19 protein-coding genes and 1 pseudogene are annotated in these 22,716 nt (G+C 71.1%); 5 read left to right on the forward strand and 15 right to left on the reverse strand.

What is annotated here, in order from left to right; genetic code table 11:
* Positions 1 to 38: 38 nt before the first annotated feature.
* The 11 genes from ACFY2Z_RS30015 to fabF form a co-directional block, all read right to left on the reverse strand.
* Positions 39 to 1,448: a dihydroorotase family protein gene (locus tag ACFY2Z_RS30015; RefSeq protein WP_390747215.1), complete on the reverse strand. Its 1,410-nt coding sequence runs from the start codon at positions 1,446 to 1,448 to the stop codon at positions 39 to 41.
* The gene (locus ACFY2Z_RS30020) at positions 1,436 to 2,587 is read right to left on the reverse strand and encodes an acyl-CoA dehydrogenase family protein (protein WP_390747216.1); all 1,152 of its coding nucleotides are present in this window, start codon (positions 2,585 to 2,587) and stop codon (positions 1,436 to 1,438) included. Before ACFY2Z_RS30020 ends, ACFY2Z_RS30015 begins: the two co-directional genes overlap by 13 nt.
* Positions 2,566 to 3,612 carry a PrpF domain-containing protein gene (locus ACFY2Z_RS30025; protein WP_390747217.1) on the reverse strand — a complete coding sequence of 349 codons (1,047 nt, stop codon included), beginning with the start codon at positions 3,610 to 3,612 and terminating at the stop codon, positions 2,566 to 2,568. The genes ACFY2Z_RS30020 and ACFY2Z_RS30025 overlap by 22 nt, the downstream gene beginning before the upstream one ends.
* Complete coding sequence (asnB, locus tag ACFY2Z_RS30030) at positions 3,609 to 5,411, reverse strand: asparagine synthase (glutamine-hydrolyzing) (protein ID WP_390747218.1); 1,803 nt, start codon at positions 5,409 to 5,411, stop codon at positions 3,609 to 3,611. Before asnB ends, ACFY2Z_RS30025 begins: the two co-directional genes overlap by 4 nt.
* Before the next feature lie 381 nt (positions 5,412 to 5,792).
* Positions 5,793 to 7,544, reverse strand: a complete 1,752-nt coding sequence (gene cydC, locus ACFY2Z_RS30035) for a thiol reductant ABC exporter subunit CydC (protein WP_390747219.1) — start codon at positions 7,542 to 7,544, stop codon at positions 5,793 to 5,795.
* Positions 7,538 to 9,250: a thiol reductant ABC exporter subunit CydD gene (cydD, locus tag ACFY2Z_RS30040; RefSeq protein WP_390747220.1), complete on the reverse strand. Its 1,713-nt coding sequence runs from the start codon at positions 9,248 to 9,250 to the stop codon at positions 7,538 to 7,540. Before cydD ends, cydC begins: the two co-directional genes overlap by 7 nt.
* A gap of 15 nt (positions 9,251 to 9,265) precedes the next feature.
* Positions 9,266 to 10,288, reverse strand: coding sequence for a cytochrome d ubiquinol oxidase subunit II (locus ACFY2Z_RS30045; RefSeq protein WP_390747221.1), 1,023 nt, complete (start codon positions 10,286 to 10,288; stop codon positions 9,266 to 9,268).
* 292 nt (positions 10,289 to 10,580) lie between these two features.
* Positions 10,581 to 11,873 carry a cytochrome ubiquinol oxidase subunit I gene (locus tag ACFY2Z_RS30050; protein WP_390747222.1) on the reverse strand — a complete coding sequence of 431 codons (1,293 nt, stop codon included), beginning with the start codon at positions 11,871 to 11,873 and terminating at the stop codon, positions 10,581 to 10,583.
* 459 nt (positions 11,874 to 12,332) lie between these two features.
* Entirely contained in the window at positions 12,333 to 12,644 is a 312-nt protein-coding gene (locus ACFY2Z_RS30055; protein ID WP_390747223.1) for a hypothetical protein, read from the reverse strand.
* A gap of 626 nt (positions 12,645 to 13,270) precedes the next feature.
* A complete protein-coding gene (locus tag ACFY2Z_RS30060) occupies positions 13,271 to 13,444 on the reverse strand; it encodes a hypothetical protein (RefSeq protein ID WP_390747224.1) in 174 nt (57 codons plus the stop codon).
* Positions 13,445 to 13,526: 82 nt separating this feature from the next.
* Positions 13,527 to 14,765 carry a beta-ketoacyl-ACP synthase II gene (gene fabF, locus ACFY2Z_RS30065; protein ID WP_390747225.1) on the reverse strand — a complete coding sequence of 413 codons (1,239 nt, stop codon included), beginning with the start codon at positions 14,763 to 14,765 and terminating at the stop codon, positions 13,527 to 13,529.
* 474 nt (positions 14,766 to 15,239) lie between these two features.
* On the opposite strand from fabF, the gene ACFY2Z_RS30070 reads away from it, so the two are divergent.
* The 3 genes from ACFY2Z_RS30070 (at position 15,240) to ACFY2Z_RS30080 (ending at position 16,652) form a co-directional block, all read left to right on the forward strand.
* On the forward strand, positions 15,240 to 15,497 hold the full coding sequence (locus ACFY2Z_RS30070) for an acyl carrier protein (protein ID WP_390747226.1): 258 nt from the start codon (positions 15,240 to 15,242) through the stop codon (positions 15,495 to 15,497).
* Between the two features lie 47 nt (positions 15,498 to 15,544).
* Complete coding sequence (locus tag ACFY2Z_RS30075; RefSeq protein WP_390747227.1) at positions 15,545 to 16,234, forward strand: 4'-phosphopantetheinyl transferase family protein; 690 nt, start codon at positions 15,545 to 15,547, stop codon at positions 16,232 to 16,234.
* A 286-nt stretch (positions 16,235 to 16,520) separates the two neighbouring features.
* Complete coding sequence (locus ACFY2Z_RS30080) at positions 16,521 to 16,652, forward strand: hypothetical protein (RefSeq protein ID WP_390747228.1); 132 nt, start codon at positions 16,521 to 16,523, stop codon at positions 16,650 to 16,652.
* 26 nt (positions 16,653 to 16,678) lie between these two features.
* On the opposite strand, the gene ACFY2Z_RS30085 is transcribed toward ACFY2Z_RS30080, so the two are convergent.
* The 3 genes from ACFY2Z_RS30085 to ACFY2Z_RS30095 form a co-directional block, all read right to left on the reverse strand.
* Positions 16,679 to 17,050, reverse strand: a complete 372-nt coding sequence (locus tag ACFY2Z_RS30085) for a PIG-L deacetylase family protein (RefSeq protein WP_390747229.1) — start codon at positions 17,048 to 17,050, stop codon at positions 16,679 to 16,681.
* Between the two features lie 28 nt (positions 17,051 to 17,078).
* Entirely contained in the window at positions 17,079 to 17,978 is a 900-nt protein-coding gene (locus ACFY2Z_RS30090; RefSeq protein WP_390747230.1) for an alpha/beta hydrolase, read from the reverse strand.
* Between the two features lie 77 nt (positions 17,979 to 18,055).
* On the reverse strand, positions 18,056 to 18,526 hold the full coding sequence (locus tag ACFY2Z_RS30095) for a nuclear transport factor 2 family protein (protein WP_055705649.1): 471 nt from the start codon (positions 18,524 to 18,526) through the stop codon (positions 18,056 to 18,058).
* 308 nt (positions 18,527 to 18,834) lie between these two features.
* On the opposite strand from ACFY2Z_RS30095, the gene tnpB reads away from it, so the two are divergent.
* Both tnpB and ACFY2Z_RS30105 read left to right on the forward strand, forming a co-directional pair.
* Positions 18,835 to 20,292, forward strand: coding sequence for an IS607 family element RNA-guided endonuclease TnpB (tnpB, locus tag ACFY2Z_RS30100; RefSeq protein WP_390747231.1), 1,458 nt, complete (start codon positions 18,835 to 18,837; stop codon positions 20,290 to 20,292).
* A gap of 137 nt (positions 20,293 to 20,429) precedes the next feature.
* Positions 20,430 to 22,298 (forward strand): BTAD domain-containing putative transcriptional regulator, encoded by a 1,869-nt coding sequence (locus ACFY2Z_RS30105; protein ID WP_390747232.1) that lies wholly within the window; start codon positions 20,430 to 20,432, stop codon positions 22,296 to 22,298.
* A gap of 7 nt (positions 22,299 to 22,305) precedes the next feature.
* Here the strand turns inward: ACFY2Z_RS30105 and ACFY2Z_RS30110 are convergent.
* Positions 22,306 to 22,716, reverse strand: a pseudogene (locus ACFY2Z_RS30110) (IS200/IS605 family accessory protein TnpB-related protein); the annotation flags it as partial.

A 22,716-nucleotide genomic window follows, 5' to 3' on the forward strand; every position in this document is an offset into this window, starting at 1 on the left:
CACTGGGCCGTCCCAGTAGTGCGTTTCGAAGGCGCGGGTCATGGGCGGGCGCTCTGCGTTGTGAGCGGCCGCCGCGACATCTCGGCCGGAAGCCAGCGTCCGGTGGGGCTGCCGAAGCTCCGGTCGCCCGCGTCCCAGACCACCTCTCCTGCCCTGATCGTGGTCAGCACCTTGCCGGCCATCGTCCATCCCTCATATGCCGACCAGCCGCATTTGGCGTGTACGTCGTGCGCGGAGAGCATCCACGGATCATCCGGGCCGAAGATCGTCATGTCCGCGTCGGCGCCCGGCTCCAGGCGGCCCTTCCCCGGCAGGCGGAAAAGCGCTGCCGGCCTGGCCGCCAGGTGCTCAACGAGTCGCATGATCGCCATGTCGGAGGATTCGTCGAGCCACCGGCGGCGCATCCCGGTCCAGACGGCGACCGCGAGCTCCTGCACGCCGGGAATCCCGGGCGGAGCGTCCGGTATCGGCAGGAGCTTCTCCGCCATGGTGTGCGGAGCGTGGTCACTGCCCAGTGTGGCGACCTCGCCGCAGCGCAAGGCCGCCCAGAGTCGGTCCTGGTCGGCTGCGGAGCGGATGGCCGGCGCCAGGCGAGTACGCGCTCCGGTCCGCAGCGCGTCATGGTCGGTGAACGACAGGTGGTGCGAGGTCACCTCAAAGGTGAGTGGCAGCCCGTCGGCGTGCGCGGCCGCGAGCAGGTCGACCTCCTCCGCGCTGGACACGTGCAGGATGTGCGCCTTCGTTCCGTACCGGCGCACAAGCTCGATGACATCGGCCACGGCCGCGATTCCACCGCTGCGCGGCCGTGATCGTTCGTAGGCGGCGTAGTCCCGAAGCCTCCCCCGCACGCCGTCGAGCAGCGTGAACAGGGTGTCCCGCTCGGCGTGCAGCACCAGTCGCACGCCGCCGGCAGCGGCGGTGGCGAAGATCCTCTCCAGCTGGTCCCGGTCCCGCACGACCGTCGGCGCGGTCTGATGCCCGGCCATGAAGACCTTGGCACTGGTGGCGATCGCGGGGTCGAGGTCGGCGAGCAGTTCGGGTCGATCCGGGTCGGCGCCCAGATGGAACCGGTAGTCGACCAGCGATGACCCGGCCACCAACGCGGCCTTCGCCGCTATCGCGTCCGGCGACAATCCCGGAGGCTTCGTGTTCGGCATGTCGATGACAGTGGTGACGCCGCCCGCCACGGCGGCCCGGCTGGCGTGCTCCCAGTCCTCCTTGTGCTCCAGGCCCGGCGTGCGGAAATGCACATGTGAGTCGATCAACCCGGGCAGGACGTAAGCGTCGCCGGCATCGAGCCGTGGCACTCCCGGGCCGGCCTCATCGATGTCGGTGATGGCGCCGATTCGGCCCGCGGACACAACGACCGCGCCCGGCCGCACTCCCGTCGGCGTGACGAGGCGCCCGGTCACTACGAGGTCGGCACGTTCCCGGCTCAGCTCTCCCATGACTGCGCCACCAACTCTCGGCACAGATCATTGGTCGGGCCCATCAGGGCGACCGCGCGGGCATCAGCGATCAACCGGTTGAGCCGGTGATCGACGACGTAACCGGCAGAGCCGAGCATGCGGGAGACCTCAAGGCATATCTGCTCGGCGGCGGCGGAGGCGTGCAGCTTGGCCTGCAGCGTGGTCCGGCCCGGATCGTCCGACGATCGATGGCCCGCGCGCACGACGAAGGCACGCGCCGACTCCAGCAGTGTGCTGAGCGCGACCATCTGGTGCCGGACGGTCTGAGCCCGTGCCCCGTCGAGGCGGGCGTGGTGTCCGGCGGCGAGGTCGTACACCGCCTGGGCGATGCCGATCGACACCGCGCCGAGCGTCGCGCCGCTCTCCCGCACGCCGGCAATGATGGCCGTCGCGTGTCCGAGCGGTCCCAAGCGATCGTCGTCGGTGACCTCGCAGTTGCCGAGTTGGACGAAGCCCGTCGCGGATCCGCGCATGCCGACCAGTTTCAGGCTCAGATCGGGGATCAGTCCGGGGTTGTCGCCGCGCACGAGGAAGAAGGTCTGGCCGGCCGAGCCGTAGCTGCTGCGCGGGTCGTCCTGTGCCTCCGACGTCTGCACGAGCACGAGGTAGAGGTCCGCGACACCGGCGCCGGTGGTGAACGCCTTCGCGCCGCTCAGCAGCCATCGATCGCCCGGGAGTCGCTCGGCGGTGGAAGCCAGGCGCTTCTTGGCGGCACCCGCCCCTGTCTCGCTCCACGCCGAAGCGGCGAGGAACTCGCCCGAGGCCAGAGCCGGCAGATACCTCGCCTTCTGCTCGTCGGTGCCCCATTCGTCGATTCGCGCGCACACCGCGAAATGCTGGAACAAGATGATCGCCACGGACGGGTTCACCGTCGCCACCTGCTCCACCACCCGGTTGACAGCCGCGGCGTCACCCCCGGCGCCTCCGTACGCCTCCGGGACGGCGGTTGCGAGCAGTCCCGAAGCCCGCAGCTTCGACAGCGCCGACTTGTCGGGCTTGCCGATGACGGCGGTTTGAGCATCGGACTGGCGCAACATGTCCAGGAACGGCGGCGCGAGGGTGGGCCCGACCGTGCGGACGACGTCCTCTCTGCGAATCAGGCTGGAAGCGACAGACATTCTCCGAACTCCCTGGGTTGGAAACGGGTGAGCGATTCGGGGAAGAACGGGCCGTGGTACCGGACGGTCTTGTTGCCCACAGCGACCCAGGCGAGTTCGGTTCGGCCATCGCCGATCCGGGTGGTGGCGGTGACCGCCGTGCTTCCGCCGGTGGTCCGGATGTCCACCTGCCCGCCGAGACATCCCACGTCCCGTGCCGCGAGCCATGGAATCGTCTCCGGAATGCAACTCGCCGCCCCCAGGCAGACCGCGCCGGTCAGCGCCAACGTGGGATGCCAGCCGGGCACGGTGACGGCCCGAGCCGCTATCCGGCCGGCTCCGTCGGGAACGACAACCGCGATCTTGGGGAACGCGCCGTCGGGCGACCAGTCGAGCAACCGGGCCGCCGCCCCGCGAATCCGTTCCAGCCGGTCGAACAGGTCGGGCCCCCCGGCGAACAGTTCCGCGGCGTCGGTCACCCTGGCTTCCCGCGCCCCGACGAAGACGTACGGATTGCCGGAGGAGACCATGGAGACGGTCACTTTCTCGTCTTCCAGGTCGAGAGTCGTCTGCGGCTCCTCCCGCAGCAGCAGACCTGCCACCGGGACCGGGGGCGTGTGCAGGAAGTACATCGTGCATCTGGCAGTCTCTCGGTCGGCCTCCTCGGTCTCGCACACGAGGTGATCGCCGTTGTTGAGGACGTGCACCCGGACCCGGTCCCCGGGGCCTTGCCGGGGAAGCATCCCGGACCGCCCGGCGGCCATCACGGAGCACAGCACAGAGTGCCCGCATGAGCCGCGCAGATCGAACCGCGCCAAACCGTCCGGTAGCGCCTGGATGAAGCGGTAGTCGAGATCGAACAGCGGATGCGACGAAGGCTCGATCAGCGCGATCTTGAGTATGTGCGCCCCGCCGGCCAGAACCAGCCGCCGGCGGACCTCGGTGAGGGCCTCGAGGAGCGGCCCCCTCTCTCTCGGAAACTGCCGCGCGTCGAGGACGAGTGTGGGGCAGGGACTCCCGGACGCATAAGCGATGTGACCGATCACGCGACCATCGCTCCCATCGCGGCTCCCGCCCGTGCGCCCGGCCGGAACCGCTCCCGCCACACTTCGTGCACCAGCAGGGCCCATATCGTCAGCGCCGCGGTGTCGTCCGGACGGTCGGCCTGGGCATTGAAAAGGTTCCCTACGGCGCCGGGGTCGATCTGGCCCGCAGAGCGCAGCCGGCTCGCGCCAAGCATGTCCTGGGCGAAGTCCCATAGCGGCTGACCAGGGGCGAGCATCGCGGTGAGAGGCAAGGTGAAGGGCTGCTTCGGGCGGTTCAGGACGTCCTCCGGCAGCAGTCCGGAGGCGGCGGAGTAGAGCGCCCGCTTGACCTGGCCGCCGCTGATGCGCATGCGGTCGGGCAGCGCCCGCCCGAAGGCGACGATGTCGCGTTGGCAGTACGGCAGCCGCACCTCGACCGAGTGCGCCATGCTCAAGTGATCCACGCGGCGCAGGTGATACGCGGGCAGGCGGTATTCCATTTCGAATGCGGTGATCCGTCCCAACGGATCGTCGCCGTCGTTGCGAAGGAGATGGCTCGCCCTCTGGGGAAGCGGTGCCGCCAGGTCCACCTCGGCGGCGTAGTCCTTGGTGTAGAGCAGGCCTCTCAGCCGTGCGGGGGCGACGGCGAGGGCATCCCAGTACGCGGCACGCCACTGTCCGGGGGCCTCCGCCGCCGCGCGCATCCGGTCGTAGCCGCCGAAGACCTCGTCCGCGCCGTCGCCGGTCAGCGCGACCTTGAAGCCGGCGTCCCGTACGGCGCGAAACAGGGCATAGGTGCTGAGCGTGATCGGGTCGGCGTTCGGCTGACCCAGGTGCCACACGACGTCCGCCACCAGGTCGGGGAAGGTGGCCGGATCGATTTCCACTTGGTGGTAGACCGCCCCGGTCCGCTCCGCGATCTGGCGCGCGTACCGCCGCTCGTCTCCGGGCCAGGAGCCCTTGTAGGAGAGATTGAAGGTGTGAAGGTCGCTGCCGTCCTCCGCGGCGAATGCCGTGACCAGGCCGGAGTCGAGCCCGCCGGAAGTGATCGAGGCGAGCGGGACGTCGGCCACCCGGAGCCGGCGCACCTCGTTCCGAAGCAACGCGCGCAGTCGGCTGGGTGTGTCGTCGCCGGGCGACGGGCCGGGCCGGGGCGGGTTCCGACGGAAGACGCGCAGCCCCGAGGCCCGGTCGCAGACCGCTGTGGTCGCCGGCGGCAACACCTTGATGTCGGCGAACATCGTCTGCTCGCCGAAGGGCGTCTTGGTCGCGAGGTATGCCTCCAGACCCGGCGCCCAGGCGGTGCTCGACACCGCGTCAAACGCGAGCAGGGCGGGGATCTCCGAGGAGAAATGAAGCGCTCCCGATGCCGGATCCCACCGGTAGTACAACGGCTTCATGCCCATGTGATCGGTGGCGAGCACGAGCCGTGGCTCGGTGCGCTGGTCGAGGACGGCGATCGCGTACATGCCGTCCAAGTGCTCGGTGAAGCCGTCGCCGTACACGTCGTACAGCGCCGGGAGGATCGACCCGTCGCAGCGATCGGGAAAGGTGTAACCCCGCGCGCGCAGCCGCTGTCGGAGCTCGTCGTGGTTGTAAATCTCTCCGTTGAAGACGATTCTTATTCGACCGTCCAGAAGCTCGTACGGCTGCTGGCCGCCGTCCAGATCCATAATGGCCAACCGGTTGTTCCCGACGGACCACATCGCGTCGTGCACGCTGCCCTGGCCATCGGGGCCACCGTGCCTCTGAAGCGCGCCGACCGTCTGAAGTTCGCGTGGGGTCACCACGCCATTAAAGTGACCAAATATCCGACACATCGCCCGACTCTCGCCTGTGTGAATTAATTGGAACTGGACTATCAGGACCGATGCGACGGTAGGTCGAATTCGTCTCCTGGATCAGCGTGAGGCTTCTGCCGGTTTTGCTCTTACCGAGAAGGGAACCGGTCCTCGTTCATCCCATGCATTGCCCCAAGTTGACCAGCCCGACCTAGAAGCGGGCTGGAGCGCCGGTCCGGCAGGAGATGCGTAGAATCCCTCGCGCATCACCGGGTTCCTCCGAGGATGTTCCCGGCCTTCAGGCTGGAGAGGAATCGGACTCCTGCGGAGCAGGGTGTACAGCACGAACAGGATGCCCGACAGCGCATTGAGGCGGGCGGGCCCGCTCCCCGCGTGCCCGCTGCTGTACGGCGCCCGGGCTCACCGCACGGTGAGCCCGGGCGCCGTGCGCTGCTCGGCCTCGCGTTCGGCGGTGTACTGGTCGCGGTAGTAGCCCTGCTGAGCGAGGAGTTCGGTGTGGCTGCCGCGCTGGACGACGTGCCCCGCGCGCAGCACCACGATCTCGTCGGCGGACTCGAGGCCGCAGAGGCGGTGGCTGACCAGGAGCAGGGCCCGGTCGCCCGCCGCGGCCAGGGTGTCGCGGAGCAGGGCGTCGGCCGTCCGGGGATCGACGGACTCGGTGGGTTCGTCCAGAACGAGGACGCGGGGATCGGCGAGCAGGGCCGCAGCGAGCGCCAGTCGCTGGCGCTGGCCGCCCGCCAACTCGGCCGCGTCGTCCCGTACTTCGGTGTCCAGGCCGCTCGGCAGGGCACGGACCCACGCGGCGGCACCCGCCTGCTCGAGGGCGGACCACAGCTCGGCGTCTTCGGCGTCCGGTCGGCCGACCCTGAGCACGGAGCGGACCGTGCCGGCGAAGACGTAGTGCTCCTGTGTGAGCCCGCACACGAGAGCGGGCCGCAGCTGCCGGCCCGCTATCCGCTCAACCGGCACACCGTTCAGCGTCACCTGTCCCGCCCTGGGGCGGACGAACCCCAGCGCGGCGGCGAGCACGGTGCTCTTGCCCGCGCCGCTCGGCCCGACCAGGGCGATCTTGCGCCCCGGGGTCAGTGACAGGCCGAATCCGCTCAGGGCCGCCCGGGAGGCTCCCGGGGGCACCACGGTGACCTCGTTGAACTCCAAGGTGAGAGGGCCCGCGGGCACCGTGCGCGGGTGCGCGGGTTCGGGCACGGGCGGGCGGGCGCGCAGTACTTCCCGCAACCGCCGCAGCCCATGGCCGAGCTCACCGAACCGCTCCGCCGCAGCCTGCACGGGAGTGCTCGTCTCCACGGCGGCGAGCGCGGTCAGGGTGAGGACGGCGACGGTGACCGGGCCGAGCCGCCCGGCGTCCTGGGCCCTCGCGGCGAGCACCGCCACCGCGCCGGTCGTCACCAGCCGGACCAGGAGCCCCGCGGCGCCGGCGGTGGCCCCGCGCAGCGCCACCGAGCGTTCCAGCCGTGCGACGGTCCGCGCGGCGGCGCGCTCGCGCTCGGTGGCGGCGGCCGACGCCCCGCAGACCGCGAGGTCCTCGGCCCCCTCGATGATGTCCACGCTGCGCACCGCCAGCGTGCCGCGGGCCCGCACCAGGCGTACCCGCGCCTGGTCCAGGGCGACAGCCGCCGCCACCGGCAGCAGTACCGATCCCACCAGCAGGCCGCAGCCCAACGCGGCACCGGCCGCAGGCAGTTGCAGCCAGACCCAGGCGGTGACACCGGCGCCGACCGTGAGCGCCGCGAGTCCGGGCAGTACCACCCGGATCACCAGGTCCTGCACCGCCTCCACGTCCGCGAGCAGCCGGGTGAGCAGGTCGCCGCGGCGGAACGCGGGCTGCCCGGAGGGGGCCAGCGGCTCCAGGGCGTCGAAGAACCGGCCGCGCACCCGCTCCATGATCCGCAGCGCCGCGTCATGTCCGGCCAGCCGCTCGCCGTAGCGCAGCGTGCCGCGCACGATCGCCAGGGCGCGGACCGCGACCACCGCCAACGACAGGGCGGCGAGCGGGGGTTGCTCGGAGGCCCGGCAGATGAGCCAGGCAGCGGTGGCGGTCAGGGCCACCGCCGACGCCTCGCACAGCGCAGTCGCGAGGGCCGCGAGGACCAGGCGGGTCCGTAGCAGTGCGGGGGCTGAACGCCTCACCATGTCGGCTGTCCTTCCAGCAGGCGCGGCTGGACGTCGACCGAGCCGTGAGCGGCGTGGAACACCGTGTCCGCGTGTTCCATGACCCGGGGGCGATGGGTGACCACCAGCACGGTGGTGCGCTCGTTCCCGGCGAGGGCGCGCAGGGCGTCGAGCACCCGCTGCTCCGTCTCCCCGTCGAGACGCGCGGTGGGCTCGTCGAGGAGCAGCAGCGCCGGCTTGCGCAGCAGGGCGCGGGCCAGCGCGATCCGTTGCCGTTCACCGGCGCTGAGCACGGCGCCGCCGTCGCCGAGCGGGGTCGCCGGGCCGTCGGGCAGCGCCGCCACGAAGTCGGCGGCCCCCGCCGCGGCCAGCGCCTGCCACACCTCTTCGGGGCCGGCGTCGGGGCGGCCGAGGCGGACGTTGTCCGCGAGGGACATGGCGAACAGGTGCGGCCGCTGCGGCACCACCCCGAGCGCGTCGGTCCACGCGGCGCCGGGGACGTACGGCAGCGGGTGGGACCCGATGCGGATCTCGCCGTCGAGCGGTGTGAGCTGGCCGGCGAGGGTGCGCAGCAGTGTGCTCTTGCCCGCGCCGCTGGGCCCGGTCAGCGCATGGCAGCGGCCGGGTTCGAGCGTCAGCGACACCTCGGTCAGCGCGGGAGGGCCGCCCGGGAACCCGACCGTCAGGCGGTCCAGGACGACAGGGGTCCGGGCCGGGCTGGGCATGGGCACCGGGTGCGGTCCGGACGCGGCGGGCCGCGTCGGCACGGGGGCGGCCGCCCTGATCCGGCGGGCTTGGTCGAGTACGGCCCGGCCCTCCTGGCTCGCATGGAAGCGCAGCGCCAGGGAGCGCAGGGGGCGGTACGCCTCGGGTGTGAGCAGCAGGACGGCGAGGCCCGCGGTGAGCGGCATGTCCCCGGCGAGCAGCCGGAAGCCGACCGGCACCGCGATCAGGGCGACGGCCAGGGTGGTCATGGTCTCGAGGACGAAGGACGACAGGAACGCCTGCCGCAGGGTGGCCATCGTGACCACCCGGTGCTCGGTACAGGCCGCGCGGATCCGCCGGGCCGCGTCGTCCTGCCGCCCGAACACCCGCAGGGTGGTGAGTCCGCAGACCGCCTGACGGAAGCGCTCGCCCAGGCGCAACAGCACGTTCCAGTGCCGCTCGGTACGCGCCTTGGTGTGCAGTCCGACGACGGCGAGCACCAGCGGGACGAAGGGGAGGGTGATCAGCACGGTGAGCCCGGAGGGCACATCGAGGAGCAGCAGCGTGCACACGACGGCGGGCGGCACCACGACGGCATGCGGCAGCACGGCCACAGCGCCCGAGACGTAGCCGTCCAGCGCGTCCGCGCCGCGCGTCAGCACGGCCACCACGGCGGCGGGCGGCGGACCCGCGCCCCGGATCCGGCCCCGGCCCGCGGCCTCGACCAGCTCTCCGCGCAACGCCTGCTGCACCCGCGTCGCCTCCCGCGCCGGATACCAGCGCTCCCACCAGACGAGCCCGCACCGGGCCGCGACGACCCCGGCGATCAGGGGCATCGGCACCGTGGCGAAGGCCTCGCGGGAGCCGCCGTCGAAGAGGGCGGCGAGTACCTGGGCGAGGAGCAGCGACTGGGCGACGACCAGCGCGCCGCCGAGCGCCGCACCGACCGTGCACACCAGGAGGAACACCTTCACGCGCGGTTGGATCCGCACCAGTTCGGGGTCGAGCGGTCCGTGCTTCATGCGTCCCCCGGGGCGTCAGTGGAAGGCGGGTGACGTGGACCGGTCCGCGGGTGCGCGCAGCAGCCACCACATCCGCAGTTGTACGGCGATCACCAGCACCAGGACCGGGCCCGCGGTCCATGTGATCAGTGCCAGTGCGGTGTTGTCCGCGGCGAGGTCCTGGACTGCGACGGCCCGCACTCCGGACCGCGCGGGGGTCGCCAGATACGGGTACTTGGCGGCGAACACGGCGATCGGCGCGAGCCCCACCGCGACGGCCGTGGCTGCGTACGCCCGCCAGGGCTGTCCGGCGGACAGCGCGCGGACGGCCGGCGGCAGGGCGAGCACGGCGAGCGCGAGCAGCAGCAGCGCGAGGGCCGGCCGGTGCAGCGCCGCCCCGTTGGTGTGCCCGCCGGCCCAGGAGGCGAGGCCGGTCAGGGCGACGAGCAGGCAGCCGACGCCGCACAGCCGCCGGGCGAGCACGGTGGCGCGGGCGGCGACCGCCCCGGTGGTGCGGGCGGCCGTGAAGGCGCAGCCGTGCGCACCGAGCAGCGCGACGGCACTCACCCCGCCGAGCAGGGCGTACGGGGTGAACGCCGCGCCGCTGCCCAGGACATGGCCGCTGCCGTCGAGGTCGAGCGACCCGGCGACGGCGACCAGGAATGCTCCCCAGCCGAACGCCGCCGCCGCGCCGGCCGCGCAGATCACGCCGTCCCACCGCCTGCGCACGGTGGCCTCGGGGTGCCGGCTGCGGAGCATCACGGCGCTGGTGAGGACCAGTGCGCCGGTCATGGCCAGCAGGGCGAACGGCGCGGCACCGACCAGGAGTTGGGTCTCCAGGCCCGGCACGGTGCCCACCAGGATGCCGAGGGAGACCAGCAGCCAGGACTCGTTGGCGAGCAGGAACGGGCCGAGGCCGCCGAGCACCTGACGGCGTTCCCGGTCGCCACGAGCCGTGAACAATAGGGTCGAGCCCACTCCGTAGTTGGTTCCGGCGAGCGTCAGATAGCCGGCGAACAAGGCGATGAACCCGATGGTCCACAAGGTCGGGTAACTCATGGCCGGTGTTGCTCCTTTGCAGCGTGAGATGCGGGACGAAACGAGCCGGGACGGAGTCGGCGATCGCCGTGATCGGCAGGCTCCAGGGCCTGTCCGGCGGATCTTGTTGCGGTCGCGGCCCGCTGCGGAGCAGCTGATGTAACTGCGGCACGCACATCTGCCGCGTTGTCGTCGGTTGTCGACGCTCCGCGTGGACGCCCTCCTCCGCCTTGCAGCTGCACGCACCAGACCCCGCTCACCAGTACAGAAAGGCGCGGGCCACCATGGTGCGACCTGATCCGCCGGACAGGCTCTAGAGCAGGACGCTGTCGCGCTCGTCGTCGAGTGTGCCGCCGGGATCGGGGCGTTCGCCGGAGCCGGACTCCTGTGCCCATAGATCGGCCTGCGCGGGGCCGCGCATCGCCGCTTTGCCGAGCAGCCACCAGTCGAGGATCAGCAGGGTCGTGACGATCGCCCCCAGCACCACCAGGGAGACGGTCAGTTGGGTGGTGGTGAGCGAGGGAGTCAAGGCCTGTCGGGTGGTGAGGATGTCGTCGATGACGAACGGCTGCCGGCCGATCTCGCGTACCAGCCAGCCGGCGATGTTCGCCACGAAGGGCAGCACCATGGCGATCCGCAGCACTCGATGCAGCGGCTTTGACGTGAGCATCCGGTCGCCGCGCAGTGCGATCAGCGTCCACAGGGAGACGAGTAGCAAAACGAATCCGACGGCCATCATCGTGTAGGCGCTGAACTGCACCAGTGGCCCCGGCGGCAGCCCGGCATCCCCGAAACGCTCCGTCAGCTCCCGCTGGAACGCGGCGATCCGGTCACTGTTGCCGTCCAGCAGCGCCTGCTTGATCGGCTGCTGCACGCCGATCCGCTCGATCTGCATCGCACCGCTGCCGCCGACCAGCATGGCGCCCCAGAAGCCCGCGTGGGCGCCCATGCGCATCGAGTGCCGTACGAACGTGTCGTCGGCCCGGCCACGCCCGCGCAGCAGCACCGAGACACCGAGCATGAAGAATCCGCCGACCGCGGCGGCCCCGCCGGTGATGTGCAGGATGGCGATCCACGCATTGGGGTTGGTGAACAGGGCGAGCGGGTCGGTCAGTTGGAGGGTGTTGTCGCGCATCTCGTACGCGACGGGGTTGTTCATGAAGCCGTTGGCCAGCAGCGCCCAGATGACGGAGAGGTATGCGGCCGCGGCGACGATCCAGATGCAGGCCAGATGCGCCTTCGCGGGCAGTCGCTGCCAGCCGAAGATCCACAGCGCGAGAAAGGTCGACTCCACGAAGAACGCGACCACAGTCTCCACGGCGAGCGGCGCGCCGAACACTCCGGCGCCCATGTTCTCCAAGCCCGACCAGTTGGCGCTGAGTTGGTACTCCATGGCGATGCCCGCGCCGATGCCGACCGCGTAGTTGATGACGTAGAGCGTGCCCCAGTACTTCGTGGCCTGCCGGAGCGCCGGGTCGCCCGTGCGGACCCAGCGGGTGTGGCAGATCGCCACCATGACCACGAGTCCGAGGGTCAGTGCGACGAGCAGGTAGTGCACTCCCACCGTTAAGGCGAACTGGGTGCGTGCCAGTCCGACGGTTCCCATGTCCTAGTCACCCCAAAGAGATTGGTTTGGCCGTTAAGGCCGCGTGCACACAAAGAGGTTATCAGCACTCGATTTTCAATCGATGCTAGATATTCGGTCATCGGCAGGGATATGGGTGACCGGCATGAGGATCCCTTTCACGAGCATCGGCGACTTCGGGCACGTCCATCCCCTGATTCCTCTGGCGCGCGCCGCTCGGTCGGCCGGGCACGAGATTCCGGTTCGTCACGGGCGAGCAGTTCCCTCCGGTCCCGCACGGTGTGGGCATCGAGCCGGTGACGGCCGGCTGCTCTGTTCCTGAGGCGTTCATCGAAGCAGCCGGCGGTCGAGCCTTCCTTGAGTCGCAGGACGGCGCCGCACGTGCGAAGTGCCGCCCGAGGTGCTCGCTGCGCCGGGCGTCGAGGCCTGCGCCGGGGGATGGTTCGCAGCGGGCCCCGGTCTTGGGGCCCGGAGCATCGATCAGGCCAGCGGCTCCGAAGAGCCCGGACTCCGCGGCAGCGTCATCCGGTCCGGTGGCGCGTGCTCGTCGAGCGTGACCAGCCGACGCAGGCCGATGCGGACGGTCTCGGCGAGGGCCCGGGCGTCCGCATCGCTGACCCCGGACGTGGCGCAGGACAGGGCGAGTTGAGGTTCCTCGCCCCGGCGCACCATCGGCAGGACGGCATCGGCGGTGGCGCCCCCGAAGTGCCCGGTGTGCCATCGGACGTCGAGCCTGCCGGTGCGCAGCTGGTTCGGCAACAGCGTCTCCAGCGGCGCGAAGCCGATCTGCACCAGTGGCGTACGACTGCGGTCCGGTGCCGCGCAGGAAGTAGTCGACCATGCCCGTGAGTGCACAGCGGACCGGAACCGTCGAGGTGCACGGGGCCACCGTGCGCAGCAGGTCACCCTGGGGCAGCCGGGGCACGTGGGCGCCGATCGGCAGTGCGTCCAGAGCGGTGAGCCGGCCGACCGCCAGGGCCCGGGCTCCGAGCGGTGGCGCGGTGCGGGTGATCCCGGCCTGCCGCATGACGCGGTCGCAGCCCTCCCGCACCTCGGGCGGGACGGAGAACAGCAGTTGTTCGCCGGTGAAGTCGAAGGCCGCGGGCCGGGCGGCCCGCGCGGAGGGGAGTTCGACGACGGTCGGGAAGCCCGTGAGTCGGCTGATCCGGCGCTCGGTGAGCGAGAACACGGCACCGGATGCGGCGAGTTCGCTCGCGTGCTGCAGCAGGCCGGCACGTGTCGACGGCGTGGCAGACAACCTCGTGCTCGGGCGAGAGCACGCGTACGGGGCTCCGCTCGTATGAGTCCGGCGTACGGGCGGCGACCGCGATCCTGCGGCGCCGGCACGACGAGGACATCGACCCGCGTCAGACGATCAGGGACACGTCGCTGCCCGTACGGCAGCGCAGGCTGCGACGTCAGCGCAGGGTCTGGAAGGTGTCGACGCGGTCCGCCGTCTCCCGGCCGAAGGGCGCGTCGACGTTCCATGCGAGGAAGAGGAGGAAGGCGATCAGAGCGCTGACCGCCCCGGCGAGCAGGAGTTCGCGGGCTGTGCGTCTGATCCGGAGGGTGAAGATCAGGCCCACGGTCACCAGGGCGCCGGTGACCAGGCCGGACCGGACGAGGCCCGGCAGGGCCTCCTGGGCGTTGTCGGACCCGGGGGCCGGGAAGTCCTCAGGCGGGCTCGGGGGCGCTGAACACCGCGACGCAGTTCTGGCCGCCGAACCCGAAGGCGTTCGCCATCGCCGTCCGCACGGGCATCCGCCGCGCCACGTTGGGCACATGGTCCAGGTCGCACTCGGGGTCGGGCGAGTCCAGATTGATCGTGGGCGGCACAACGCCGTCACGGATCGCCATGGCGCACACCATCGCGCCCAAGGCGCCCGCGCCGCCGACCAGATGGCCGACGCTCGACTTCGGGCTGCTCACGGCGATCCGGTCCGTCGCCGCGCCGAGCGCCGCGCGGATGGCCGCGGTCTCGGTGCGGTCGTTGGCCTTGGTGGACGTGCCGTGGGCGCAGATGTAGTCGAGGTCCTCGGGTGCGATCCCGGCCCGCTGGACGGCGGTCCTGATCGCGGCCGTGGCGTACTCGCCCGTCGGGTTCGGGGCGGTGACGTGGAAGGCGTCACAGGTCAACGCGCCACCGCTGACGGCGGCGTACGGGGTGGCCCCGCGCCGGCGGGCGTGCTCGGCGGACTCCAGGACCATGACCACCGCCCCCTCGCCCAGCACGAAGCCTTCCCTGTCCACGTCGAAGGGACGGCTCGCCCGGGTGGGGTCGTCGTTGCGCCGGGAGAGCGCACCTATGGTGGACAGGCCGTTCATGAAGGACCGCGTGATCCCCGCGTCGGTGCCGCCGCAGACGACCACGTCCGCCTCGCCGGAGAGGATCAGGCGCCGCGCGTCCAGCAGCGCGTACAGGCCGCTCGCACAGGCCAGCGCGTTGGCGTTGACCGGGCCGTGGATGCCGAGGTCGATCGCCACCTCGCAACTGGGCATGTTCGTCAGCGAGTAGGGCACGAAGTAGGAGCTCGGCTCCCGGCCGTCGACCAGCAGCCGGGTGGCCGCCTCGATGGTGTCGAAGCCCGCCACCCCGGCGTTCACCACGACCGACACCCGGTCCCGGTTGTCGTCGTCGATATCCAGCTTCGCGTCGGCCACCGCCTCGCGCGCCGCCACGACGGCGAACGCCGTGAACCGGGAGATGCGCCGGGTGCGCTTGGCGTCAAAATGCTCGGCAGGCTGGAACGACTTCACTTCGCCGGCGATTCGGGTGTCCAGTCCTGTGGGATCGAAAGCGGTGATGGGCGCGATGCCCGACCGGCCCGCCACGATCGCTTCCCAGCTGCTCTCCCGGTCATTTCCGACCGGAGTCAGCGCACCTATGCCTGTGATTACGACGTCATCATGCATTGCACCGACAATACGCGGGCCGATCCGCGCAGGCAATACTCTCCCGACGGGCGCTTTCCGGGCCTGCGGCCCGGATCTGGACACCGCGGCGAGCCGGTGCAACAGTGGGAAATCACACAGGTCAAAGAAAAGGCCCGCCCCTTGCCGCAACCGCGCGTTCCGGTTTTTTCCGGGTGCTCGTCATGGCCTGCCCGAACCCTGGACGCAGCGGCGTTTTTGCAGGTCATAGCCGACTTCAAGGGATGCGGGGCGGAATCACGCTCCCCCTCGACCCCGACCGGATTCTCCGGCGCACCCCGGATTACATGCACCGCCTCCTCCTCTGACCGCGAGCGCAATTCCAGCATTTTTCGGGAATTCCTCAAGCATTCTTCCAGTGCCGTTCAAGGATTTGTCGAGTGCGACTGGAGAGAGTGTGAATGCGCACCCGCACCGCCTGCGGCTCGCTTTCCGAGCAACCATGAGGAGAACTCCATGTCCCAGTCCACTGAGGTGACCGCGGAGTCCGTGCACGGGCTGCTCCGCACCGAACTCGTCGCCCTCGGAATTCCGGAGGAAGCCACCTCTGCGGAGACCGTCATCGACACGCTGGAGATCGACTCGCTCGATCTCGCCGACCTGATGGTCACGGTCAAGCGTGAGTACGGTGTGGACATCCGGCGCGCCGAACTGGCCGGGGTCACCGTCGGCGAGTTGGTGGACCGCGTCCTGGCCGGCGTCGACGGCCGCTGACGGCGACCCGCGCCGTGAAGATGGCTGGCACGGACGGTCCGGTGGCCGTGGCCGCGGGCACTGACGAGGTGCTGCGGCATCCGGCGGCGGGGTGGCACCTGCTGAACGACCGGGAACGGGGGCGCCTCGCGCGGTTCCGCCGGGAGCCGGCACGCCGGGACTTCCTCGCCGCGCACGTCCTGGTCCGGTTCTGCGCGGGGTGGCTGCTGGGCGTCGCCCCGGCCGAGGTGCCCTTCGCCCAGCGCTGCCCGACGTGCCACGGGACCGACCACGGCAGGCCGCTGCTCGCGGGCCGTCCTGACGTGCATCTGAGCCTCTCCCATGCCGACGGCGTGGTGGCCGCGGCCGCCGGTCATGTCCCGGTGGGCATCGACATGGAGCGTCTGGGGCGCGCCCACGACCCCGCGGTCATGGACCGTGCGCTCACCGCCGCCGAGCGTGCCCTGGTGACCGCGGACGCGGACCCCGGCCGCGCCTTCCTGCGTCAGTGGGTACGCAAGGAGGCGCTGATCAAGATCGGCAGGACGGATCTGGACGCGCTCGGCCGTCTCGACCTCTCGGAGCTTCCGCTCGAGGGTCGGGCGGACGGGGCGCCTCTGCGCTTCGAGGACCTCTACGTCACGGACCTGACCGATTCCCGCCTGGACGCCCTGGTCTCGGCGGTGGGCACCGAACCGGTCCGCCTGGACGCCGCGTTGCCGTCGGCCGCGTGGTCGCCGCCCGGAGCGCTCTTGTAGCCCGGTTCGAAGACAGAGCTGTGAACTGCCCGGCCTGAAGGACCTTGTTGGCGGATTCGATGTTCAGGCGGTCAGTTCCGGGCCAAGACGCTCGAAGCGGCTGACGTGGGTGGTGCCGATCTGCGTTTCGGTCCACCAGGCGTCGAGTCGGTGGAGGTCGAGTCCGGCGGCGCACCGGCGCGCAAGGAACAGGCCGCGGCCTGAGGCAGCACGCCCGACGGCCTCTCTCCTCGCACGAGTTCTTCGTCGCACGAGCACAGAAGGGGCAAGAGCGCAGGAGGACTTCATGACGGCAGACCGACTGCTCCGCCTGGACAGCGCGGACAAGGCACGGGAGCGGCCGCCGGGCGCGCGGAACGACATCCACTTCACCAAGCGCAGATCCGGCCGGTCGTGGAAGCGTTCAGCCAGGCTCTGAGCAACGGTGTTCCAGTCGCCACTGCGTCAGCGTTCGTAGAAGTTGACGGTGCCCAGCACGTCAGGGCGGTACCTGCGGATCGAGCGCGCCAGGTCCCGGCGCAGCGGCAGGCCGTACTCGATCGTGCCGTCCGGGTGGTCGAGGAAGTCCACGTCCCGCACCCCGACCGCGGCCGCGGCACGCACCTGCTCCCCGCTGCGCATCGCGGCGGTGGCCTGCGGGTCCATGGTGGCGCTCCCGGCCTCGCCGCGGCTCATCAGGGTGTAGGCGAGGCACTTGCCCTGCGCGGTCCACCGCGCGACCGCGCTCGCGGGCCCGTACTCCGGGTCGTCGGGGTGCGCGGCGACACACGGCGCGCGCTGCCAGTCCTTCGGCATCGGTTCGTGCGGCTCGGTCATGCCGCCTCTTCGGGGTGCGCGTGCGGGTTCACGGACGGGTCTCCGCGGCGGCCTGCAGGCACTCCTCGAAGAAGGCGAACGCGCTCAGGTGATAGGAGCGTGCGGCCAGGCCGAGGCTGATGTTGTGGCCCGCGCGGGGCTGGTGCCCGATCCGAAGCACGGGTGCCTTGGTCAGCCGGGAGGCCAGATGGTCGAGGTCCTGCTCCTCGTGCGCCCACCAGCCCTCGTGCTCGGCGAAGGTCAGCCGCAGCGGGATGTCGATCCGGGGGGCCAGGTCCTCGAACATCTCCGGCCACAGGTCCACCTCGGAGGCCTCACGCTCGGGCATGGGCGCGACCAGGGCCTCGGCCGCACGGAAGGTCCCCTCCGGATACAGGCGCAGCGGGCCCCAGTTGCGCTCCCAGTCGAGGTTGCGGCGAAGCCGCCGACCGGTGGGCCGGACGCTGAAACGGTGGCCGACGCCGGAGGCGTCGAGGGCGAGCAGACCGGGGGTGTCCGCGACGGTCGTGAGGGCGAGTTTGCCGCCGTAGGAGTGGGCGAGCAGCACAAAGCCCCGCCCGAGGGCATGCCGTGCGGCGAAGGCGTCGAGCGCGGCGCAGAGCACGGCGGACTGCTCGCCGAGGGTCATGCCGGCGGGTATCTGCTGAGCGGACCTGCCGTAGCCGGGCCGGTCGAGGGCCAGCACGGTGAAGCCGAGGCGGGCGCCGAGGGTGAGCAGGGACAGGTCGGGGTGGACCTGCCCGTCGAAGTAGCCCGCGAGCATGCCGCCGCCGTGCACGGCGACGACGGTGGCCCGCGGCGGGCCGTCGGGCGGCTCGGCCAGCAGGCCGGACAGGGTGAGGCCCGCGGCCTCGAGGAGGATCGGGCGCACCCCGGCCGAGTGGGTCGGCAGCGGCTTCTTCTTCCGGTCCGTGCTGGACACGCTCATGGGTGGTCCTTGTCGGTCGGCGGTGGGCGGGGCCCGGGCCTCCGGGGCGCCGGCTGCGGGCGCCCCGGCGGGAGGGGTCAGGCGAGCTGACGGGCGAAGGTGGCCATGTCGAAGTAGAGCGTCTCGTCGATCAGCACGTCGCCGTCGAAGTGGAAGAAGATCGCCACAGGGGCGTCGACGGTCTTGCCGCGGTTGGGGATGCCGCGCCAGTCCGCCTCCTGCTTGGCGCGGAACTGCGCCTCCACGATCACGGCGGTCGGCGTGTGGTGGACGTGGAACAGGCTGTGGTCGGCGACCGGGAAGGCCTTCTGCAGTTCGGCGAAGTAGCCCTTCTTGATGGCCTCTTCACCGATCAGCGGGGACTCCTCGAAGGGGATGACCCGGTAGACGCCGCCGCGCGGGAACGTCGCGATCACTCCGTCGATGTCCCAGGCGCCCTCGGCGACGGTGTGCTCGATGACGACCGCCTCGCGCCGCTTGCGCAGCTCCTCGTCGGGCTGCGGCAGGTCCGCGCCGGGCAGAGTGAACTCGTGCTCCTCGGTGGCCATGGGGACTCCTTGAGACAGTGGCTGGTTCGGTTCGGAAGGTGACGCTAGGCCGCTCCCCTTGCCTGCCCCTCGCGCTCCGCTGGAGCGTGAGTGCCGCTCGTGCGCGGCCCGTGAACGGCGCAGGTCCGACGGCCCCGGACCGGAGGAAAAGCGGAATGAACTGCTCCGAGGGGGCTGCCAGCTGCTGCGCGTTTCGTCATCGAATCTCAGCTTTCCTCAACTTCTGTTGCTGTTCGGGCTGTTGTCGGTGGCGGCCGGTAGGGTGAACCGGTGATCGTTTCGCGTGCCTGTGGGAGGGAGGGTTCAGGGTGAAGAAGTTCCGGCCGCAGTCGGGTTTCGTGGTGCAGGCGTACCGGTTTGCGCTGGATCCGAACGCCGTCCAGGAGGCGGCGTTGCGTTCGCACTGTGGTGCTGCCCGGGCTGCCTATAACTGGGCGGTGGGCTGGGTGACCGCGTCGTGGTGGCAGCGCGCGGCGGAGGAGTCGTACGACATCGGCGAGGCCGGGCTGACGGCGTGGCGTCCGTGGTCGCTGCCGTCGCTGCGGAAGGCGTTCAACGAGGCCAAGCACACCGACCGGCGGTTCGCCGACTGGTGGGAGGAGAACTCCAAGGAGGCCTACAACACCGGTCTGGCGAACGCGGCGGCTGCGTTCGACAACTACAGTAGGTCGAAGAACGGACGCCGTAAGGGCAAGCGGATGGGGGCGCCCCGGTTCAAGGTGAAGCGGAAGGCCCGTCTTACGTGCCGTTTCACGACCGGCACGATCCGCGTGGAGGTCGACGGCCGGCATGTCACGCTGCCCCGGCTGGGCACGATCCGCACCCACGAACCCACCGGGAAGCTCCTGGCCCGCGTGCAGGCCGGGACCGCGCGGATCCTGTCCGCGACCGTCCGGCACGAGCGGGGACGCTGGTTCGTCGCCTTCCAGGCCGAGGTGAAGCGGGACATCGCCCGCGTGAGCCGCCCGGATACCGTGGCGGGGATCGATCTCGGTGTGAAGGTGCTCGCGGTGATGGCCGACAGTGCGGGCGAGATCCGCACCGTGCCCAACCCGCAGCACTACGACCGCGCGGCCAGGCAGCTGCGCCGCGCCTCCCGCGCCGTCTCCCGCCGCCAGGGCCCGGACCGACGCACCGGACAGAAGCCGTCGAAGCGGTGGGAGAAGGCCAACACCGCCCGCAACCGCATCCACCACCGGACAGCGAACCTCCGCGAAGACGCCCTGCACAAGCTCACCACCATCGTGGCGGCCGAGTACGGCACGGTCGTGGTCGAAGACCTCAACGTCGCCGGCATGCTCAAGAACCGGCGCCTCGCGAGGAAGATCGCTGACGCCGGGTTCGGCGAGATCCGCCGCCAGCTCACCTACAAAACCCGCCAGCGCCACGCCACGTCCCTCGTGGTCGCCGACCGCTGGTATCCGTCCTCGAAAACCTGTTCCGGCTGCGGCGTAGCGAAAGCCAAGCTGGCGCTGCATGTCCGGACCTTCCACTGCGAGGCCTGCGGCCTCGTCCTCGACCGGGACGCGAACGCAGCCCGCAACCTCGCCGCCCTCGCGGCGGCCTGCACCACCGGTACCGGAGCGGCCGGAGACCGGGACACCCCCAAGCAGGTGTCGAAACCTCGTGGAGCCGACCACAAGACCCGCACCACCCGCCCCCGCCGCAAGACGGAGACGGGGCGGGCAGGTGGCACAACCCTGCCGCACCAGCGGCAGACAGAAACGAGAGACCGTACTCAAACCGAAGCCCTCACGCTCTGGTGATGTGACGGACCTTCCGGGCCGAAATACCCGGAATGCTGAGAGTCGCTGAGGCTCCCAGCAACGGCAGAGCAGGAATCGAGGAGCGCTGCACCGGCCGGAGTTAGTTTTCCGGCCACGGAAGGGACGGGTGGTCTTCGATGGAGCTCCGAATACTGGGATCGATAGAACTGTGGACGGGCAGCGCCCTGGCCGACATCGGCCCCGCACGGCAACGCAGCATCCTGGGCGCCCTGCTGGTCGATCCCGAGCGGCCGGTGCCGCTGGAGTCCCTCGTCGACCGCGTGTGGGGGGAGCGGCCGCCCGCCGGGGTCCGCAACGTCGTCCACACCTACGTCACCCGGCTGCGCCGTGCGCTCGCCCGTGCCTCGGCGGAACTGCCCGAGCCGATCAGCCTGGTCAGGTCGCCGGCCGGCTACCTGGTCTCGACGGATCCCGGTGCGGTGGACCTGGTGCGGTTCCGCCGCCTGCTCAAGGACGCCCAGCAAGAGGCCCTCGGCGACCAGGAACGCAGCGTGCTGCTCCAACAGGCCCTGACCCTGTGGCGGGGCGACGCGCTGGGCGGCATGCACAGCGACTGGGCGGCCCGGGTCCGGGAGACGCTGCGGCAGCTGCACCACGAGGCACTCAGCCAATGGGCGGACACCGAGATCCGGCTGGAGCGCCCCGCCGCCGTCCTCGCGGAGCTGCGCGCCGCCCTGCTGACCGACCCGCTCTCCGAGCAGCTCGGCGAACGCCTGATGCTCGCCCTGTATCTGGAGGGGCGCAGCGTCGACGCCCTGGAGTACTACCAGTCGATGCGCGGGCTGATCGCCAAGGAACTCGGCACCGACCCCTCGCGGCGGGTGCAGCAGCTCTACGAGACGATCCTGCGCGGCGAGGCGGCCGCTCCCGCCCCGATGCCCGAGCAAAGCGCGGAGCCGCACGGCGGTGGGACGCATTCCGTCCCCGCCCGGCCCCCGTCCGCCGTACCGCACATGCTGCCGCTGGACCTCCCCGACTTCACCGGCCGCGAGCGCGAACTCGACCTGGTGCAGCGGACCCTGACGCACCCTTCGGCCAGCCAGCCGCCCGCCGTGCTGGTCGTCGGCGGCGGCGGGGTCGGCAAGACCGCGCTGGCCGTGCGCCTGGGGCACCGGCTCCAGTCCGCCTTCCCGGACGGGCAGTTGTACGCGGCGCTGCGCGGCAGCGGCGCACGACCCGCGGATCCGCACGCGGTACTGGGACGGCTGCTGCGCGCGCTCGGGACGGACCCGGACGAGATCCCGGCCGATCCCGACGAGCGCGCCGAGGTCTACCGGCTCGCCCTCACCGGGCGCCGGCTGCTGATCACGCTCGACGACGCCTTCGACGACGAGCAGGTGCAGGCGCTGCTGCCGGGCAGCGGGGACTCCGCGGTGCTCCTCACCAGCAGAGGCCGGCTCAGCACGCCGCTCGGTGCCCGCGTCCTGCACCTGGCCGAACTGCCGCACGGGCACAGTGTGCGGCTCCTGGCCCGGCTGCTGGGCGGCGAGCGGGTCACCCAGGAGCCGGCCGCGGCCGCCGCGATCGCCCGGTACTGCGGCGGGCTGCCGCTCGCCCTGCGCGCCGCCGCGGTACGGCTCAACGCCCGGCCCCACTGGTCGCTGCGCCGCTACGCGGACCGGCTCAGCGACGAGGGGCGGCGGCTGGACGAGCTGACGCACAGCTCGCTGAGCGTGCGCGCCAGCTTCACCGTGTCCTACAACGCGCTGCCCGACGACGCCCGCGAGGTGCTGCGCTGCCTGGCCGACCTGACGGTGTTCGAGTTCGACGCCGATCTGGCGTGCCCGGTGCTGGGCAAGGACTTCGCCACGGTCGAGGACGCCTGCGAGCAGCTGGTGGAGGCCCACTTCCTGACCGTGGCCGAGCCCGCCGTGGCCGACCTGCCCACCCGCTACCGGCTGGACGGCCTGCAGCGCAGCTTCGCGGCCGGGCTCAGGGCGGGCCACGCCGACGAGGCGGCCGAGGCCGTCCAGCCCTCCGCCTAGACCGTTCCTAAACAGTGTCCAGGAGTGGCATTTGCTGCCAGCTCCCGGAACTGCGCGCGTCCCGAACGGTGTTGGATGCGCTGGTATCCCGCGTTCGCTGTGTCCCCGTCCAGCTGCGTGCATCGTGTGCACGTTCCGTGACGGGTGGGCGGGTTCCCTCACGCCCTCGTGTGCCTCCTGGTCCGGTCTGGGCGGTCCGATGCCCCGCAGCATCGCTCTGGTGCTGCGGGGGCGGTGCCGTCCGTCGCCGGATCGGGTGCCCGAGGGCGCGTCGCCCGATCGCGATGCCAGCGGCATCGTGACGGGACATCTTTCGTTTCTTGGAGGTGAGGGGCTTCTTCCAGTGCTGATCGCCCCACATCGACGTGTACGCCGGGTCCACGGCAACGATCGACAGGCCGTGTTCGGACGCCATGGA

The sequence above is a fragment of the Streptomyces sp. NPDC001222 genome (genome assembly GCF_042896945.1).
GTDB lineage: Bacteria > Actinomycetota > Actinomycetes > Streptomycetales > Streptomycetaceae > Streptomyces > Streptomyces gibsoniae.

What these genes read in the sequence shown, in the direction of transcription:
- ACFY2Z_RS30015 (WP_390747215.1), bottom strand. Translation starts at nt 1,448, where the DNA reads ATGGGAGAGCTGAGCCGGGAACGTGCCGACCTCGTAGTGACCGGGCGC.
- ACFY2Z_RS30020 (WP_390747216.1), bottom strand. Translation starts at nt 2,587, where the DNA reads ATGTCTGTCGCTTCCAGCCTGATTCGCAGAGAGGACGTCGTCCGCACG.
- asnB (WP_390747218.1), bottom strand. Translation starts at nt 5,411, where the DNA reads ATGTGTCGGATATTTGGTCACTTTAATGGCGTGGTGACCCCACGCGAA.
- cydC (WP_390747219.1), bottom strand. Translation starts at nt 7,544, where the DNA reads ATGGTGAGGCGTTCAGCCCCCGCACTGCTACGGACCCGCCTGGTCCTC.
- cydD (WP_390747220.1), bottom strand. Translation starts at nt 9,250, where the DNA reads ATGAAGCACGGACCGCTCGACCCCGAACTGGTGCGGATCCAACCGCGC.
- ACFY2Z_RS30045 (WP_390747221.1), bottom strand. Translation starts at nt 10,288, where the DNA reads ATGAGTTACCCGACCTTGTGGACCATCGGGTTCATCGCCTTGTTCGCC.
- ACFY2Z_RS30050 (WP_390747222.1), bottom strand. Translation starts at nt 11,873, where the DNA reads ATGGGAACCGTCGGACTGGCACGCACCCAGTTCGCCTTAACGGTGGGA.
- fabF (WP_390747225.1), bottom strand. Translation starts at nt 14,765, where the DNA reads ATGCATGATGACGTCGTAATCACAGGCATAGGTGCGCTGACTCCGGTC.
- ACFY2Z_RS30070 (WP_390747226.1), top strand. Translation starts at nt 15,240, where the DNA reads ATGTCCCAGTCCACTGAGGTGACCGCGGAGTCCGTGCACGGGCTGCTC.
- ACFY2Z_RS30080 (WP_390747228.1), top strand. Translation starts at nt 16,521, where the DNA reads ATGACGGCAGACCGACTGCTCCGCCTGGACAGCGCGGACAAGGCACGG.
- ACFY2Z_RS30085 (WP_390747229.1), bottom strand. Translation starts at nt 17,050, where the DNA reads ATGACCGAGCCGCACGAACCGATGCCGAAGGACTGGCAGCGCGCGCCG.
- ACFY2Z_RS30090 (WP_390747230.1), bottom strand. Translation starts at nt 17,978, where the DNA reads ATGAGCGTGTCCAGCACGGACCGGAAGAAGAAGCCGCTGCCGACCCAC.
- ACFY2Z_RS30095 (WP_055705649.1), bottom strand. Translation starts at nt 18,526, where the DNA reads ATGGCCACCGAGGAGCACGAGTTCACTCTGCCCGGCGCGGACCTGCCG.
- ACFY2Z_RS30105 (WP_390747232.1), top strand. Translation starts at nt 20,430, where the DNA reads ATGGAGCTCCGAATACTGGGATCGATAGAACTGTGGACGGGCAGCGCC.